The following is a 16,319-nucleotide window of genomic DNA, read 5'->3' as shown; positions in this document are numbered from 1 at the left end:
GGAAGCACCGTGAGGTGTGGAGGTGACCGGTACTAATAGGCCGAGGGCTTGTCCTCAGTTGCTCGCGTCCACTGTGTTGGTTCTGAAACCACGAACAATCCGCCCCTACGGTCATGGGGGCGGCTGGTTGTCTGTTTCATAGTGTTTCGGTGGTCATAGCGTGGGGGAAACGCCCGGTTACATTTCGAACCCGGAAGCTAAGCCTTACAGCGCCGATGGTACTGCAGGGGGGACCCTGTGGGAGAGTAGGACGCCGCCGAACAATCATTGCGAGGAAACCCCGCACCGGGAACGGTGTGGGGTTTTCTGCGTTTTAGGGGTCGTTGAGGCTGGAGCAAGGCCTTTCGGCCCGGCCCGGCCTCGCCTCACCCCGCCGTTTACAGTCGGCCCGCCGTTTTGAGTTCCAAGTAGGCGTCGGCGAGTGCCGGAGGAAGCTCGTCCGGGGTCGCGTCGACGACCGTCACGCCGTGCCGGCGGAGTTGGTCGGCGGTTCGGCGGCGTTCCGACTGAGCCTGTGCGGCCGCGGCGGCCTCGTAGACGGCGTCCGTGTGGCCCCGGGCCTCGGCCATGCTGGAGACGTGCGGGTCTGCCACCGAGGCCACGAGGACCGTGTGGCGCTGCGTGAGCTGTGGCAGGACGGGGAGCAGCCCTTCTTCGATCGGGGCCGCGTCCAGTGTTGTGAGCAGGACGATCAGGGAGCGGCGAGGGGCCGACCGCAGGGCGGTGGCGGTGAGGCCACGCGCGTCGGTCTCCACCAGCTCCGGCTCCAGCGTCGCCATGGCGTTGACCAGGGAGGGAAGCACGTCGCCCGCCGTGCGGCCCTGAGTCAGGGCGCGTACTCGGCGGTCGTATGCGAGGAGGTCGACGCGGTCGCCGGCGCGGGAGGCCAGGGCGGCCAGGAGCAGGGCGGCGTCCATGGACGCGTCGAGGCGGGGCGCGTCGCCCACGCGGCCGGCCGAGGTGCGGCCCGTGTCCAGGACGACCAGGATGTGCCGGTCGCGTTCGGGGCGCCAGGTGCGTACGGCGACGGTGGACTGGCGGGCTGTCGCGCGCCAGTCGATGGAGCGGGTGTCGTCGCCGGGTACGTACTCCCGCAGGCTGTCGAACTCCGTGCCCTCCCCGCGGGTGAGGACGCTGGTGCGGCCGTCGAGCTCGCGTAGGCGGGACAGCTTGGAGGGGAGGTGCTTGCGGCTGGTGAACGGGGGGAGGACGCGTACCGTCCAGGGAACCCGGTGGGTGCCCTGTCGGGTGAAGAGTCCCAGGGGGCCGTAGGACCGGATCGTGACGCGGTCCGCCTGGCGGTCGCCGCGGCGGGTGGGGCGAAGGCGGGTGGTCACGCGGCGGCGTTCGCCGGGCGGCACCGTCAGGCTGTGGCGGGAGGCCGCCGTCTCGGTGCCGGGCTGCCAGCTACTCGGCGGCCAGGCGTCACGGAGTCGGGCTCGCAGGGGGCGGCCGGACGGGTTGGTGACTGTCAGGGTGACGTCGGCGGTGTCGCCCAGACGGGCGGACGTGTCGCCGGAGCGGCTCAGGCCGAGGCGTCGTACGGGGGCTGCCAGGGCGAAGTCGCAGGCGCATGCCGCGGCGAGCGGGGCGTTGACGGCGAGGATGCCCGTCCAGCCGGGGTCCCAGATGCCGATGGGGACGGAGCCGAGGGCGGCGATGAGCGCGGCGCGTCCGGTGAGAGCCATCAGCGGGGCACGGGGACGTGGGCGAGGATCGCGTTGATGACGGAGTCCGTGGTCACGCCCTCCATCTCGGCCTCCGGGCGGAGCTGGACGCGGTGCCGGAGAGTGGGGAGGGCCAGGGCCTTCACGTCGTCGGGGGTGACGTAGTCGCGGCCCGTGAGCCAGGCCCACGCGCGGGCGGTCGACAGCAGTGCCGTGGCGCCGCGCGGGGAGACGCCGAGGGTGAGGGACGGCGACTCGCGGGTGGCGCGGCAGATGTCGACGACGTAGGCGGTGATCTCCGGGGAGACGGTCGTCTTGGCGACCTCGGCGCGGGCCGTTTCGAGGTCGGCGGCGTTCGCGACGGGGCGTACGCCGGCGGCGCGCAGGTCGCGCGGGTTGAAACCGGCGGCGTGGCGGGTGAGGACGTCGATCTCGTCCTGGCGGGAGGGGAGAGGGACGGTGAGCTTGAGGAGGAAGCGGTCGAGCTGGGCTTCCGGGAGGGGGTAGGTGCCCTCGTACTCGACGGGGTTCTGGGTGGCCGCGACGAGGAAGGGCTCGGGGAGCGGGCGGGGTGTGCCGTCGACCGTGACCTGGCGTTCCTCCATGGCTTCGAGGAGGGACGACTGGGTCTTCGGGGGCGTGCGGTTGATCTCGTCGGCGAGGAGCAGGTTGGTGAAGGCCGGGCCGGGCTGGAAGGAGAACTCGGCGGTGCGGGCGTCGTAGACCAGCGAGCCGGTGACGTCGCTAGGCATCAGGTCGGGGGTGAACTGGACGCGTTTGGTGTCGAGTTCGGTGGCTGCGGCCAGAGTGCGGACGAGGAGGGTCTTGGCGACCCCGGGGACGCCTTCGAGGAGGACGTGGCCGCGGCAGAGGAGGGCGACGACGAGACCGGTGACGGCGGCGTCCTGGCCGACCACGGCCTTGGCGATCTCGGCGCGCAGGGCTTCGAGGGCGGCGCGGGCGTTGCCCGGGGCCGCGCTCTGCCCGGCGTTGTCAGTGGTCGGGTCCATCATGGACGGCGTACCTCTCTTTCGAGGGCGTCGAGTTGGTCGGCGAGGGCGATGAGGGCCGCGTCGTCGCCGGGCGGCGGGCCGAAGAGGAGGGTGTGCAGGGACTGTCCGTCGCCGGGTGCGCCGTGGAGGTGGGCGGACAGGGCGGGCAGCAGGGACTCGGGCGTGTGTGCCTGGGTGACGGGGACGCCTACGAGAGGGGCGAGGCGGGTGCGGGTGGCGGAGCGAAGAGCGGTGGCCGCGCGGTCACGGGCGTTCGCCTTGCGGTAGAGGCGGGCGCGGCCTTCGACAGTTTCGGAGGCGCGGATCGCGACGGGGAGTTTCTCGGGCACCAGGGGGCCGAGCCGGCGTGCCCGCCACAGGGCGGCGAGGGCGGCGGCGATGAAGAGCTGGAGGGTGCCCCAGAGCCAGCCGGAGGGGAGCAGGTCGAAGAAGCTGCGCTCGTCGTCCGGGTCCGGGATGTCGGAGAGGGAGGGGAGGTACCAGACGAGGTGTTCGCGGGAGCCGAGGAGCTGGAGGGCGAGCGAGGCGTTGCCGTGGTCGTCGAGGTGGTTGTTGAAAAGGATGTCGGGGGCGCCGAGGACGACCGTGTCGCCCGGAGTGGCCTCCTGAGGTGCCTTCGTGGACGCGTCGGGGATGCGCAGCAGGGTGGCCAGGCGTCGGCTGGGGTAGCAGGCGTCGGCTTCGAGGTGGGTGCTGTAGCGCAGGCCGCCCGTGTCGGCGTTGCCCGCGCGTCTGGCGGCGGGCAGGTCGCAGGCGGGGGCCAGCGTCGAGTCGAAGCTGAGCGCGGGGTCGGCGGTGACGCCGGGGACGAGGCGTTCGACGGCGGAGCCGCCGGGAGCCACGAGGACGGTGCGTCCGCCGGAGCCGTCGGTCGAGGAGCGCAGCTCCGACTGCTGGCGTTCCGTCAGGAGGTCGGGAGCGGCGACCAGCAGGGTGGTGTCCGGGCCGGCCGCGGCCCGCGCGCCGTCCAGGGTGGTGACCACGCGCGTGGAGACCCCCCGGTCGGCGAGGAGTTCGGCGACGGCCCGGCTGCCGTAGGGGTCGGCGGAGCGCGGGTCGAGTTCGCCGTGCCGGGCGTCCGAGCGGACGACGGCGATCGCCACGGCCCCGACCAGCAGCAGGACGAGGGCGAGCGCGATGCCCCGCGCGCGTGTCCACACCTGGCGGGCGGTGAGCGAGGCCGAGGTGGTGGGGAGCGTGGCCTCGGTGGTCATTCGGCGGCTCCCCGGCGGGTGTCCCGGTCCGCGTCCCCCGCAGGGCCGCCCGCCGTGCTGCTCGCCAGGTGCGGCTTGCTGCGTTCCAGGTCGTGGTCGAGTTCGGCGAGGCGCCGGTACGACTCCTCGGTGCCGGTTCGGCCGCCGTACGTGACGTCGTCGAAGTCCCGGGCGGCAGCGCGCAGCCGGTCGCTGTGGGCGGGCAGCGAGCGGCCGGCCTCGGTGGCCGCCTCGTCGGCGGTGCGGCCGGGGCGGATGTCGAGCAGGGCGCGTTCCTCCAAGGCGCGGACGACGGCCCGCATGCGTTCCTGGACGGCCTGGTTCCAATGTGCCTGGGCGGCGTGTGCCTGGGCGGCGGCGCGGTGGTCGGCGGCGCTGCGGGGGCGGTCGTCGAACAGGGCGGGGGCGGAGACCGGCCCGCGGAGCGGGGTGCCCAGGCGCCACCAGAGGGCGCCCAGCACCGCCACGACGGCCACGATGATGACGACCAGGCCGAGTGTCCCCCCGGGCGTCGCGGTGGACGCCCTGCCGAGCAGCTCGTCGATCCAGTCCCAGAAGGTGTTCAGGGCCCGCTGGAACCAACTGGGGTCGTTCTCGTGGTACATGCCTTTGGACAGCTCGCGCCGCGCCGCCTCCCGCGCGGGGTCGCGCGGGATCGTCACGGGCGGTTCGTCGCCGGCGCGCGACAGCGACAGCACGGAGCCGTCTCCGACGCGCGACACCGTTCGTACGGCGGTGCGTGACAGCACCTCTGTGAGAACTCCCCCCGCCGGGCTCACCCCATCAGCTCCCCGGGACGGCGCCGGGGGCGCCGGAGCTCCGGGAGCCGGCGGCGCGGGCCAGTTCGAGGTCGAGGGCCTCGCGGCGGATGCGCTGGTCGATGTACAGCAGTACGGCGACGCCTGCCGTGATCGGGAAGGTGATCATGGAGCCGATCACCGAGCCGATGCCGGCGACGACGAGGAACGTCCAGCCGAGGTCGCCGGTGCCCTCCAGGAAGCCGCCGACGCCGTCGCCGCCGAGGGTCGCGGCGAGGAAGGTGAAGGGGATGACGATGATCGACGCGACGACGTTGGCGATGACCGTGGCGAGGAGCTGGATGCCGAAGACGCGCCACCAGGAGCCGCGCACCAGCTTCACGGATCGGCCCAGCGCCTTCTTGATGCCCTGCTTCTCCAGCATCAGCGCGGGGGACGCCAGCGAGAAGCGGACCATGAGCCACACCGCGACGACGAAGCCCGCCAGGAAGCCCAGGACGGTCAGGGCCACTCCGGCCTCGCTGCCCGCCGCGGCAGTGACGAGGAGGCCGGGTGCCATGCCGACGGTGACGATGCCGGCGACGAGGAGGAGCAGCAGGAGGATCAGCCCGAAGAGCTTCACCACCTGGGGGCGCGCGTCCCGCCAGGCCTCGCCGGTGGTCACCGGCCTGCCGAGCACGGCGCGGCTGGTGACGGTCGTGAGCAGGGCGGTGGCCAGTACGGTGCCGATCAGGGAGATCAGGAAGATGACACCGGAGTTGATCGTGGTGTCGGTCAGCGCGTCGCCGAGTTCGCTCAGGGTGGCGTCGGGGTCGTTGAGGGCCTCGGTGCCGGTGTCGTCCAGGACGAGGCCCTGGAGCAGCACGACGATGATCTCGGTGAAGATGGCGACGGTCAGGGAGATGCCGAGGACCGTGCGCCAGTAGGTGCGCATGGTGGAGACCGCGCCGTCGAGGATCTCACCGACGCCGAGCGGGCGGAGCGGGATCACGCCGGGCTTGGCCGCGGGCGGGGGACCGCCCCAGCCGCCGCCCCAGCCACCGTGTCCCCCGGGGCCGTAACCGCCGTAGCCGCCGCCCTGGCCTCCCCAGCCTCCGGGACCGCCGTAGCCGCCGCCGGGACCGCCATAGCCGCCGCCGGGAGGTCCGGGGGGCGGTGCGCCCCACCCCGGGCCCGGAGGCGGGGGAGGCGGGGCCTGGCCCGGGCCCGCCGGGCCGGTGGGCGCGGACCACTGGCCGGGGGGCGGCTGCTCCTTGGACCACTTCGTGCCGGGGCTCGTCGGTTCCGCACCCGGCCGGTCCGCGGGCGGCGCGGGCTGATCGGGACCGGCGGGGCGGTCGGCGGGCTCGGCGGGGCCGGACGCGCCGGGCTCCCGCCCGTCGGACGGGGCGGATCCGGGCGAGGCCCAGCCCGGAGTGTCGTTCATCGTCGCTCCTTCACGGTGCCCGTCCGCGGTCGCGGCGGCAGGTTGGCAGCCATCGTGTCATGGGCGCGCCGGGTGCGGACCGGGCACGGTATGGGCTGCGCACCTTCAATTGTCCGTCGTACAGGGGGCAGACTGACCGCATGGCTGATCAGGACGCGCGAAACGGCGAGGACAAGCGGCCGGCCGGGATACCGGTCCTTCGCTGGGAGGAGCCCCCGGAGGGCCCGGTGCTGGTCCTGCTGGACCAGACCAGGCTGCCGGCCGAGGAGGTCGAGCTGGTCTGCACGGACGCGTCCGCGCTCGTGGAGGCGATCCGTTCGCTCGCCGTGCGCGGGGCGCCGCTGCTGGGCATCGCGGGCGCCTACGGGGTCGCGCTCGCCGCCGTCCGGGGCTTCGAGGTGGAGGAGGCCGCGGCCGCGCTGGCGGGGGCCCGCCCCACCGCGGTGAACCTCGCCGTCGGGGTGCGCCGGGCGCGGGCCGCGCACCAGGAGGCGCTCGCCAGAACCGGTGACACCCGGCAGGCCGCGGCGGCGGCGCTGTCCGCGGCGCGGGCGCTGCACCGGGAGGACGCCGAGGCCAGCGCCCGGATGGCCGCGCACGGACTGGCGCTGCTGGACGAGCTGCTGCCCGCCGGAGGGCACCGCGTCCTCACGCACTGCAACACCGGTTCGCTGGTGTCGGGCGGCGAGGGAACCGCCTTCGCGGTGGCGCTCGCGGCGCACCGGTCGGGGCGGCTGCGACGCCTTTGGGTGGACGAAACGCGTCCCTTGCTGCAAGGTGCTCGCCTGACGGCATACGAGGCGGCCCGCAACGACATGGCGTACACCTTGCTCACCGACAACGCGGCAGGTTCGCTGTTCGCGGCGGGTGAGGTGGACGCGGTGCTGATCGGCGCGGACCGCGTCGCGGCCGACGGTTCGGTGGCGAACAAGGTGGGGAGCTATCCGCTCGCGGTGCTCGCGCGCTACCACCATGTGCCGTTCATCGTGGTGGCCCCGGTCACGACGGTGGATCCGGACACGCCGGACGGGGCGTCCATAGAGGTGGAACAGCGCCCTGGATATGAAGTGACCGAGGTCACAGCACCTCAGGTGCCGGTGACGGGAGCGGGAGGCGGGATTCCGGTGGCACCCCTGGGGACCCAGGCGTACAACCCGGCGTTCGACGTGACTCCGCCCGAACTGGTGACGGCCATCGTCACCGAGGCGGGCGCGGTTTCGCCCGTGACGACCGAAGCCCTGGCGGAGCTGTGTGCCAGGTCACGCCAAGTAACGATGAGCTAATGGGATGATGTCGTTTATGAAGGGACGAGTCCTTGTCGTCGACGACGACACCGCACTGGCCGAGATGCTCGGCATTGTGCTGCGTGGTGAGGGTTTTGAGCCATCTTTCGTAGCCGACGGCGACAAGGCGCTGGCCGCCTTCCGGGAGACCAAGCCGGACCTGGTGCTGCTCGACCTGATGCTGCCCGGACGGGACGGCATCGAAGTGTGCCGCCTGATCAGGGCGGAGTCGGGCGTACCGATCGTGATGCTGACGGCGAAGACCGACACCGTCGACGTCGTGGTGGGTCTGGAGTCGGGCGCCGACGACTACATCGTGAAGCCGTTCAAGCCGAAGGAGCTGGTGGCCCGTATCCGGGCGCGACTGAGAAGGTCCGAGGAACCGGCACCGGAGCAGCTCGCCATAGGCGACCTGGTCATCGACGTGGCCGGTCACTCCGTGAAGCGGGAGGGGCAGTCGATCGCACTGACGCCGCTGGAGTTCGACCTGCTGGTGGCGCTGGCCCGCAAGCCGTGGCAGGTGTTCACACGTGAGGTGCTCCTCGAGCAGGTCTGGGGTTACCGGCACGCCGCCGACACCCGGCTGGTCAACGTGCATGTGCAGCGACTGCGCTCCAAGGTCGAGAAGGACCCGGAGAAGCCGGAGATCGTGGTGACCGTCCGCGGCGTCGGCTACAAGGCCGGACCGAGCTGACATGACCAGGGACAGTGCCGCTTCGGCGCCCGGGTCCGGAGCCCGCGCCGGACGGCCTGTCGGCCACCAGAGCGCAGGATCGCGCTTCAGTCGCGCGCTGGAGGGCGGGCTGCTGCACGGCGGGGTGCAGGGCAGCCCGGTGCTCCGTCTCTTCATGCGCTGGGTGCGCCGTCCACTGCTGCCCGTCATGCGGCTGTGGCGGCGCAACATCCAGCTCAAGGTCGTCGCCACCACCCTGCTGATGTCGCTGGGCGTGGTGCTGCTGCTCGGCTTCGTGGTCATCGGGCAGGTCCGCAACGGACTGCTGGACGCCAAGGTGAAGGCGTCCCAGAGCCAGGCCACCGGCGGTTTCACCGCGGCCAAGCAGAAGGCCGAGGAGGCGGCGAGCACCAACGGCGAGGACCGCACCCCCGCGGACGGCCGTCCCGCGCAGAACGTCATCCAGTGGATGAGTGAACTCGTGAAGTCGCTCTCCAGCGGTGGCCAGGGCGCCTTCGACGTGGTCACCCTCCCCATGGGCGGCGACGGCGGCAGCGGGCGCGGTCCGCGCGCCTCCGGCCTGGTCGACTGGTCCGCCAGCGTCCCCGAGAACCTGCGCGAGCGCATCGACGGCAGCACCGCCGCGGCCCAGAGCTACACCCGGATCGTCTACAACTCCGACCAGGCCTCCCAGCCCGGACTGGTCATCGGCAAGCAGGTCAACGACCCGAACGGCGAGCCGTACCAGTTGTACTACCTCTTCCCGCTCACCCAGGAGGAGAAGTCGCTCAGCCTGGTCAGGGGCACCCTGGCGACGGCCGGGCTCTTCGTCGTCGTTCTCCTGGGGGCCATCGCCTGGCTCGTGGTGCGCCAGGTCGTCACGCCCGTACGGATGGCGGCCAGCATCGCCGAGCGGCTGTCCGCCGGGCGGCTTCAGGAACGTATGAAGGTCACCGGCGAGGACGACATCGCCCGGCTCGGTGAGGCCTTCAACAAGATGGCGCAGAACCTGCAGTTGAAGATCAGCCAGTTGGAGGACCTGTCGCGGATGCAGCGGCGGTTCGTCTCCGACGTGTCGCACGAGCTGCGGACGCCGCTGACCACCGTACGGATGGCGGCCGACGTCATCCACGACGCGCGCGTGGACTTCGATCCGGTGACCGCGCGGTCGGCCGAGCTGCTCGCCGACCAGTTGGACCGCTTCGAGACACTGCTCGCCGACCTGCTGGAGATCAGCCGCTTCGACGCGGGCGCCGCGGCACTGGAGGCGGAGCCGATAGACCTCAGGGAGGTCGTACGCCGGGTCGTCAGCGGTGCGGAGCCGCTCGCCGAGCGCAAAGGCACGGGGATACGTGTCGTCGGCGACCAGCAGCCCGTCGTCGCCGAGGCGGACGCCCGGCGAGTGGAGCGCGTACTGCGCAACCTCGTCGTCAACGCCGTCGAGCACGGCGAGGGCCGGGACGTCGTCGTCAAGGTCGCCGCCGCCGGGGGCGCGGTCGCCGTCGCGGTGCGCGACTACGGGGTGGGGCTGAAGCCGGGCGAGGCGACCCGGGTCTTCAGCCGTTTCTGGCGGGCCGACCCGGCACGCGCGCGTACCACCGGCGGTACGGGGCTGGGGCTGTCGATCGCCCTGGAGGACGCGCGGCTGCACGGCGGCTGGCTGCAGGCCTGGGGCGAGCCGGGCGGCGGCTCGCAGTTCCGGCTGACGCTGCCCAGGACCGCGGACGAGCCGCTCAGGGGTTCGCCGATACCGCTGGAGCCGACGGACTCGCGGCGCAATCGCGGGCTGCACGACGCGGGCCTCAACGACACCGGGCTGCCGCACGGCACGGACAAGGCGGTCGGCGTCCCGGCGCAGGCGACGCCCGGGCAGGCGTCGCCGGGGTCCGCGCGGGGGCCCATAACGCCGCGGCAGGCCACGGTGGCCCCCACGGCCGACCCGACGGCACTGCCGGGCAACGGCGCGCGCGTGGTGCCCAGGCCCGTGTCGGGCGCCCGGAGACAGGACGGCGGGCCGGCACCGGAGGCGGCGAGTCGCCCCGAGGCCGAACCGGAGGAGTCGAACAGGCAAGGGGAGGCAACTCGTGGGCGCTGACCGCGAGGGGAGCGGTCGACGCAGGCCGGCACGCGTGGTGGCCTGCGCCGTCGGCGGGATCGTACTGCTGGCGGGATGCGCGTCCATGCCCGACAGCGGGGATCTGCGGGGGGTGGAGTCCACGCCCCGGCAGGACCCGCAGGTGCGGGTGTTCGCGATGCCGCCGCAGGAGGACGCCCCGCCCGCCGACATCGTGCAGGGCTTCCTGGAGGCGCTGACCAGTGACGATCCGCACTACGAGACGGCACGCAAGTACCTGACCGGCGATGCCGCGAAGAACTGGCGGCCGGACCGGTCGGCGACGGTGCTCGCGGGCGGCCCGGGGACCGAGTCCGACCACTCGGGCAGCCGTGAGGACGGCAACGACTACTCGGTCACCCTGACCGGCGTCAAGGTCGCCACGGTGGACGCGCAGCAGTCGTACTCGCCGGCCGACGGCTCCTACCGCGAGTCGGTGCACCTCACCCGGGACGGCAAGACCAAGCAGTGGCGCATCGACGTGCTGCCGCAGGGCGTCGTCATGGGCAAGTCGGACTTCCAGCGCAACTACATGTCGGTCAACCGGTACTACTTCGCCTCGAACACCGCGGTGCGGGCGGACGCCGAGGCCGGCACGAACCGGCAGCCGGCGGCCGTCGCCGATCCCGTCTACGTGCGCCGGCGCGTGGATCCGATGACCCAGGTGGTGCGTTCCCTGCTCAGCGGGCCGACGAGCCTGCTCGGCCCCGTGGTCAGGTCCAGCTTCCCGACCGGAACGGCGCTGGCGAAGAACGTCGTCTCGCTGGCGCCCGACGACCGCAGCAAGCTGACCGTGCCGTTGAACGACAAGGCGGCCCGGGCCGGCGCGGACAAGTGCGACGAGATGGCCGCGCAGCTCCTGTTCACGCTGCAGAACCTCACCCCGGCGGTGGAGGAGGTCGAGCTGCGCTCGGGCGGTGAGCAACTGTGTTCGCTCACCGAGGACCGGGCCGGGACGGTCGCGACGCGCGGCTCCGCGCAGCGGCCCGACTACCTCTACTTCGTCGACGACCAGGACCGCGTCGTGCGCATCGCCGCCGGCAGCAACGGGACCCGGGCCGAGCCCGTGCCCGGCCCCCTGGGGGAGGGCGAGACGGCCCTGCGGTCGGTGGCGGTCTCGCGCGACGAGCACAGCGCGGCCGGGATCGGCCTCGACAACAAGTCGCTGTACGTCGGTTCGCTGGTGTCGGGCGGTTCGCTCGGCGACCCCGTGCTGATCAGCAAGGGCACGAAGGAGGCCGACCGGCTGACACCGCCGAGCTGGGACGCGCGGGGCGACCTCTGGATCGCCGACCGCGACCCGGCCGACCCGCGGCTGCTGCTGCTGGAGGCGGGCGCGGGCGATCCGGTGGAGGTGCGGATGCCGGGTCTCGACGGGCGGGTCCAGGCCGTGCGGGTGGCTGCCGACGGGGTGCGGATCGCGCTCATCGTGGAGAAGGACGGCAAGCGGTCGCTGCTCATCGGGCGGATCGAGCGGGACGAGAAGGCCGGCGACCCGCCCGCGGTGACCGTCCTCGAACTGCGTTCCGCGACCCCTGAGCTGGAGGAGGTCACGGCCATGTCGTGGGCCGGTGACAGCCGGCTCGTGGTGGTCGGGCGCGAGCACGGTGGCGTCCAGCAGATCGGATACGTCCAGGTCGACGGCTCCACGCCGGAGGCCTCGGTGCCCGCGGCCCTGACCGGGGTGAAGGAGATCGCCGCGACCGAGGACGAGCGGCTGCCGCTGGTGGCGTACTCGGAGGACCTCATCGTGCGGCTGCCGTCCGGGCAACAGTGGCAGAAGGTGACGGAGGGGACCGCGCCGGTCTATCCGGGCTGAGGCGCCCGGTCGGTGTACAGGCGTTCCGAGGGGGAGCGTTCACTCGTGCGGGGGATGCGCGGAGCCTGGCGTCCGGAGTTTTCCACAAGGGTGCGGCCAACGTTTTCCACAGGCCTGGCAGGGTCCCGCAGGCGTTGGCACAGTGTGGCCATGCGTGGATTGAGGGGATGGTGGCGGGACCTCACGGACCTGGTGCTGCCGGCCGAGTGCGGAGGCTGCGGCAGGGCTCGCGCGGTGCTGTGCCCCCGGTGCCGTACGGCCCTGAGCGGAGCCCCGCCGTGCCGTGTGCGTCCGGCACCGGAGCCGCCCGGGCTGCCGTCGGTGCACGCGGCGGCGCCGTACGAGGACGAGGTACGCGCCGCCCTGCTGGCCCACAAGGAGCGGGGCGTGCTCGCCCTCACGGCACCGCTCGGCGCGGCGCTGGCGGGAGCGGTGCGGGCGGGGATGCGGCAGGCGGGGATACGGCAGGCGGGTACGGCCGCCGGTGACGCCGCGGGCGCCATGCGGGCGGACGGGCCGGTGCTGCTCGTGCCCGTGCCGTCGGCGCGCCGGGCGGTACGGGCCCGCGGGCACGATCCGGCACGCCGGATCGCCCTGGCGGCCGCGGGGGAGCTGCGGCGCACCGGGACACCGGCCCGGGTGCTGGCCGTGCTGCGGCAGCGGTACGCCGTGGCCGACCAGTCGGGGCTCGACGCCCGGCAGCGGCTGGACAACCTCGCCGGCGCGCTGGCGGTGGCTCCCGGCGGTGGCGGGCTGCTGTGCGGCGGTGGGCCGGTCGTCCTGGTCGACGACCTGATGACGACGGGTGCCTCGCTGTCCGAGGCGGCACGTGCCGTGCGCGCGGCGACGGCCGACTCCGCTGAGTCGCGGGCGGGGCCCGGCACGTACTGGACGCCGAGATCGTCTGTGTATCCCTCGGCGGCAGGGGAAGGCAGAGAGGAACGGAAGACCGGGCCCCAAAAGGAGGGTCCATACGGAGGCGGTGAAGTGATCCGTGAAGCGATCTGCGCGGCAGTGGTCGCGGCCTCACCAGATTCCTTCGAAATAAACCGGAACTGACTGAGAACTTACGTCGTTGCAGGTAATCAGAGGGTCAATTCACCGGAACGGAGGTACGCCGCGGTAGAGGGTGACGACATCCGTCCGGGCGAGATATGTTCGGTTGTGAGGCAAAGCCGCAGGCCACACCTCTCAAATCCGAATGCCGTGCTGCGGGTTCCACCGTCATCACCCGCACCGGTGGAGTGGGGATCACGCCCGCGGGGGAGGAGGTGGACGTCACCGAGTCCGAGGTTTCCGGGTAGACCGGAACCTGGTGCGAAAGGGAGATGCTCCGCCGTAGCAGCGGAGCAATCCGGGAACGGAGTTCTGCGTGGACATCGTCGTCAAGGGCCGCAAGACCGAGGTGCCCGAGCGGTTCCGGAAGCACGTGGCCGAGAAGCTGAAGCTGGAGAAGATCCAGAAGCTCGATGGCAAGGTGATCAGCCTCGACGTCGAGGTGTCCAAGGAGCCGAACCCCCGGCAGGCCGACCGCTGTGACCGAGTGGAGATCACGCTCCGCTCGCGCGGTCCGGTGATCCGGGCGGAGGCGGCGGCGAGCGACCCGTACGCGGCGCTCGACCTGGCGGCGGAGAAGCTCGGCGCACGGCTGCGCAAGCAGCACGACAAGCGCTTCTCGCGCCGCGGCGCGCGCCGGATCTCGGCGGCCGAGGTCGCCGACCACGTACCCGGCGCGGCGACGCTCAACGGGAACGGCGACGTCGTCCCGACGGAGAAGCAGGACGGCGTACCCACCAAGAAGATCGGCTCGTTGGAGGTCCAGGGCGACGGTCCGCTCGTCGTCCGGGAGAAGACCCACGTCGCCGCACCGATGTCTCTCGACCAGGCGCTCTACGAGATGGAACTGGTCGGGCACGACTTCTACCTGTTCGTCGATTCCGAGACCAAGGAACCCAGCGTCGTCTACCGTCGGCACGCCTACGACTACGGCGTGATCCACCTCACCACGGACACGATGGTCACCCACGCCCACGCTCCCGAGGCGGGCGACGCGCTCGGCGGCTGACGCCGCCGGGTAGCTGTGGACCGGTGCCCCTGGAGCGCGTGTGCGCCCCCAGGGGCACCGGTGTGCGACGGTGCGCGTGGGTGTGCGACCCCTTCGTGGCCTGCTCGGTCACCCCGGTGTCGGCCGGGCATGGAATCATGGCGGCAACGGCCCAACCGGTGGGTCGTTGCTCTGGGTTGGCGATGGCTCAGGACCACGGGCCACAGCCTTCAGGGGGAGGAACGATGGCGGACAGTTTCGGACCGATGCGGGGCGCGGGCGTCGACCACGGGATCGACGACGGGGCCGTCGGCATGGGCCCGGACGCGGACGCGGGCTCCGCACGCAAGGAGCCGATCAGGGTGCTGGTCGTGGACGACCACGCCCTCTTCCGCCGCGGCCTGGAGATCGTGCTCGCGGCCGAGGAGGACATCCAGGTCGTCGGGGAGGCCGGTGACGGCGCCGAGGCCGTGGAGAAGGCCGCCGACCTGCTGCCGGACATCGTCCTGATGGACGTGCGGATGCCGAAGCGCGGCGGGATCGAGGCCTGCACCTCCATCAAGGAGGTGGCCCCCAGTGCCAAGATCATCATGCTGACGATCAGCGACGAGGAGGCCGACCTCTACGACGCGATCAAGGCGGGCGCGACCGGTTATCTCCTCAAGGAGATCTCGACGGACGAGGTGGCCACCGCCATTCGCGCGGTGGCCGACGGGCAGTCCCAGATCAGCCCGTCCATGGCGTCGAAACTGCTCACCGAGTTCAAGTCGATGATCCAGCGGACCGACGAACGCCGGCTGGTGCCCGCGCCGCGGCTCACGGATCGCGAGCTGGAGGTCCTCAAGCTCGTCGCCACGGGAATGAACAACCGGGACATCGCCAAGGAACTGTTCATTTCCGAGAACACCGTGAAGAACCACGTGCGCAACATCCTGGAGAAACTTCAGTTGCACTCCAGGATGGAGGCCGTGGTGTACGCGATGCGGGAGAAGATTCTCGAGATCCGGTGACCCGGTCAGCCGAGCAGGCGGGCCAGCTCCCTCGTGAGGGGCTCGCGCAGCTCCGGCGCGTCGACCCGCTCTACCCGCACGTCCGCGCAGTCCACCCAGCTCGCCGCCTCGACCAGGGCCTGGGCCACCGCCGGGGCGGCCTTGGCGCCGTCCAGCCGGACCTGCCTGGCGACCAGGGTGCGCCCCTCGCGTGCCGGGTCCACCCGGCCGACGAGCCGGCCGCCGGCCAGCACCGGCATCGCGAAGTAGCCGTGCACCCGCTTCTGCCTGGGCACGTAGGCCTCCAGGCGGTGGGTGAAGCCGAAGATCCGTTCCGTGCGCGCCCGCTCCCAGATCAGCGAGTCGAAGGGCGAGAGCAGCGTCGTGCGATGACGGCCGCGCGGGGGCGTCTCCAGGGCCGCGGGGTCCGCCCAGGCGGGGCGGCCCCAGCCCTCCACCGTGACGGGCACCAGGCCCGAGTCGGCGATGACGGCGTCGACCTGCTCGGCCTTGAGGCGGTGGTAGTCCGCGATGTCCGCGCGCGTGCCGACGCCCAGGGACTGACCGGCCAGCCGGACCAGGCGGCGCAGGCACTCGGTGTCGTCCAGGTCGTCGTGCAGCAGCGCGGCCGGGATCGCCCGCTCGGCCAGGTCGTACACCCGCTTCCAGCCGCGGCGTTCGACGCACACCACCTCGCCGTACATGAGCGCGCGCTCGACGGCGACCTTCGTGCCCGACCAGTCCCACCACTCGCTGGTCTTCTTCGCGCCGCCCAGGTCCGTCGCGGTGAGGGGGCCTTCGGTGCGGAGCTGCTTGACGACCTGTTCGTAGGTGCCGTCGGGAAGGTGGTGGTTCCAGTGCGGGCGGTTGCGGTAGGCGCGGCGGCGGAAGGCGAAGTGCGGCCACTCCTCGATGGGGAGGACACAGGCCGCGTGGGACCAGTACTCGAAGGCGTGCGTGTCCTGCCAGTAGGCGGCCTCGATCGTCTGGCGGCCCACCGCGCCCAGGCGCGCGTACGGAACGAGTTCGTGGGAGCGGGCGAGGACCGAGATGGTGTCGAGCTGCACCGCGCCCAGGTGGCGGAGGACACCGCGGACGCCCCCGCGGCGGTCCGGGGCGCCGAGGAAGCCCTGTGCGCGAAGGGCGAGGCGGCGGGCCTCGGCTGCGGACAGTTCCGTGGCGGGGAGCGGGAGGGTCGTCATACGTCCGCACGATAAGGGGTGGGTCTGACACTGATGCTGATACTCAGGTTCCGGCGGTCATGGCTCGGGGTCTGACTGACGCCCTGCTGGGTTGTCTTCCTGCTGTTCTGTCTGACCG

Annotated in this window: 13 protein-coding genes and 1 rRNA gene; 8 read left to right on the top strand and 6 right to left on the bottom strand. The window is 72.2% G+C overall.

What is annotated here, in order from left to right; translation table 11 throughout:
* Window positions 1–145 precede the first annotated feature (145 nt).
* Window positions 146–262, top strand: a 5S ribosomal RNA gene (rrf, locus tag KUM40_RS26385).
* Window positions 263–377: 115 nt separating this feature from the next.
* On the opposite strand, the gene KUM40_RS26380 is transcribed toward rrf, so the two are convergent.
* The 5 genes from KUM40_RS26380 to KUM40_RS26360 are packed head-to-tail and all read right to left on the bottom strand — an operon-like array spanning window position 378 to window position 6,078.
* Window positions 378–1,688 carry a DUF58 domain-containing protein gene (locus KUM40_RS26380; protein ID WP_217168688.1) on the bottom strand — a complete coding sequence of 437 codons (1,311 nt, stop codon included), beginning with the start codon at window positions 1,686–1,688 and terminating at the stop codon, window positions 378–380.
* Window positions 1,688–2,680, bottom strand: a complete 993-nt coding sequence (locus tag KUM40_RS26375) for a MoxR family ATPase (RefSeq protein WP_217168687.1) — start codon at window positions 2,678–2,680, stop codon at window positions 1,688–1,690. The genes KUM40_RS26380 and KUM40_RS26375 overlap by 1 nt, the downstream gene beginning before the upstream one ends.
* On the bottom strand, window positions 2,677–3,894 hold the full coding sequence (locus KUM40_RS26370) for a DUF4350 domain-containing protein (RefSeq protein ID WP_217168686.1): 1,218 nt from the start codon (window positions 3,892–3,894) through the stop codon (window positions 2,677–2,679). Before KUM40_RS26370 ends, KUM40_RS26375 begins: the two co-directional genes overlap by 4 nt.
* Window positions 3,891–4,673, bottom strand: coding sequence for a DUF4129 domain-containing protein (locus KUM40_RS26365; RefSeq protein WP_217168685.1), 783 nt, complete (start codon window positions 4,671–4,673; stop codon window positions 3,891–3,893). The genes KUM40_RS26370 and KUM40_RS26365 overlap by 4 nt, the downstream gene beginning before the upstream one ends.
* A gap of 4 nt (window positions 4,674–4,677) precedes the next feature.
* Complete coding sequence (locus KUM40_RS26360; RefSeq protein ID WP_217168684.1) at window positions 4,678–6,078, bottom strand: glycerophosphoryl diester phosphodiesterase membrane domain-containing protein; 1,401 nt, start codon at window positions 6,076–6,078, stop codon at window positions 4,678–4,680.
* Between the two features lie 140 nt (window positions 6,079–6,218).
* Between KUM40_RS26360 and mtnA the strand changes: the two genes are divergently transcribed.
* The 7 genes from mtnA (at window position 6,219) to KUM40_RS26325 (ending at window position 15,020) form a co-directional block, all read left to right on the top strand.
* Window positions 6,219–7,361 (top strand): S-methyl-5-thioribose-1-phosphate isomerase, encoded by a 1,143-nt coding sequence (mtnA, locus tag KUM40_RS26355; RefSeq protein WP_217168683.1) that lies wholly within the window; start codon window positions 6,219–6,221, stop codon window positions 7,359–7,361.
* A 4-nt stretch (window positions 7,362–7,365) separates the two neighbouring features.
* The gene (mtrA, locus tag KUM40_RS26350) at window positions 7,366–8,055 is read left to right on the top strand and encodes a two-component system response regulator MtrA (RefSeq protein WP_217168682.1); all 690 of its coding nucleotides are present in this window, start codon (window positions 7,366–7,368) and stop codon (window positions 8,053–8,055) included.
* Window position 8,056: 1 nt separating this feature from the next.
* Window positions 8,057–10,129, top strand: coding sequence for an MtrAB system histidine kinase MtrB (gene mtrB / locus KUM40_RS26345; RefSeq protein WP_217168681.1), 2,073 nt, complete (start codon window positions 8,057–8,059; stop codon window positions 10,127–10,129).
* The gene (locus KUM40_RS26340; RefSeq protein WP_217168680.1) at window positions 10,119–11,966 is read left to right on the top strand and encodes an LpqB family beta-propeller domain-containing protein; all 1,848 of its coding nucleotides are present in this window, start codon (window positions 10,119–10,121) and stop codon (window positions 11,964–11,966) included. The genes mtrB and KUM40_RS26340 overlap by 11 nt, the downstream gene beginning before the upstream one ends.
* 150 nt (window positions 11,967–12,116) lie before the next feature.
* Complete coding sequence (locus tag KUM40_RS26335) at window positions 12,117–13,025, top strand: ComF family protein (protein ID WP_254395699.1); 909 nt, start codon at window positions 12,117–12,119, stop codon at window positions 13,023–13,025.
* A 313-nt stretch (window positions 13,026–13,338) separates the two neighbouring features.
* A complete protein-coding gene (gene hpf, locus KUM40_RS42490; RefSeq protein ID WP_217168679.1) occupies window positions 13,339–14,031 on the top strand; it encodes a ribosome hibernation-promoting factor, HPF/YfiA family in 693 nt (230 codons plus the stop codon).
* 224 nt (window positions 14,032–14,255) lie between these two features.
* Window positions 14,256–15,020, top strand: coding sequence for a response regulator transcription factor (locus KUM40_RS26325; protein WP_217168678.1), 765 nt, complete (start codon window positions 14,256–14,258; stop codon window positions 15,018–15,020).
* 5 nt (window positions 15,021–15,025) lie between these two features.
* On the opposite strand, the gene KUM40_RS26320 is transcribed toward KUM40_RS26325, so the two are convergent.
* Complete coding sequence (locus tag KUM40_RS26320) at window positions 15,026–16,201, bottom strand: winged helix-turn-helix domain-containing protein (protein ID WP_217168677.1); 1,176 nt, start codon at window positions 16,199–16,201, stop codon at window positions 15,026–15,028.
* Window positions 16,202–16,319 lie beyond the last annotated feature (118 nt).

It is taken from the genome of Streptomyces sp. AC512_CC834, from assembly GCF_019049325.1.
Lineage (GTDB): Bacteria > Actinomycetota > Actinomycetes > Streptomycetales > Streptomycetaceae > Streptomyces.
Note: the sequence above shows the minus strand (reverse complement) of the source record. Positions and strands in the feature narration are given on the sequence as shown.

What these genes read in the sequence shown, in the direction of transcription:
- KUM40_RS26370 (WP_217168686.1), bottom strand. Translation starts at nt 3,894, where the DNA reads ATGACCACCGAGGCCACGCTCCCCACCACCTCGGCCTCGCTCACCGCC.
- KUM40_RS26335 (WP_254395699.1), top strand. Translation starts at nt 12,117, where the DNA reads ATGCGTGGATTGAGGGGATGGTGGCGGGACCTCACGGACCTGGTGCTG.
- KUM40_RS26380 (WP_217168688.1), bottom strand. Translation starts at nt 1,688, where the DNA reads ATGGCTCTCACCGGACGCGCCGCGCTCATCGCCGCCCTCGGCTCCGTC.
- mtnA (WP_217168683.1), top strand. Translation starts at nt 6,219, where the DNA reads ATGGCTGATCAGGACGCGCGAAACGGCGAGGACAAGCGGCCGGCCGGG.
- KUM40_RS26360 (WP_217168684.1), bottom strand. Translation starts at nt 6,078, where the DNA reads ATGAACGACACTCCGGGCTGGGCCTCGCCCGGATCCGCCCCGTCCGAC.
- mtrA (WP_217168682.1), top strand. Translation starts at nt 7,366, where the DNA reads ATGATGTCGTTTATGAAGGGACGAGTCCTTGTCGTCGACGACGACACC.
- KUM40_RS26325 (WP_217168678.1), top strand. Translation starts at nt 14,256, where the DNA reads ATGGCGGACAGTTTCGGACCGATGCGGGGCGCGGGCGTCGACCACGGG.
- KUM40_RS26375 (WP_217168687.1), bottom strand. Translation starts at nt 2,680, where the DNA reads ATGATGGACCCGACCACTGACAACGCCGGGCAGAGCGCGGCCCCGGGC.
- mtrB (WP_217168681.1), top strand. Translation starts at nt 8,057, where the DNA reads ATGACCAGGGACAGTGCCGCTTCGGCGCCCGGGTCCGGAGCCCGCGCC.
- KUM40_RS26320 (WP_217168677.1), bottom strand. Translation starts at nt 16,201, where the DNA reads ATGACGACCCTCCCGCTCCCCGCCACGGAACTGTCCGCAGCCGAGGCC.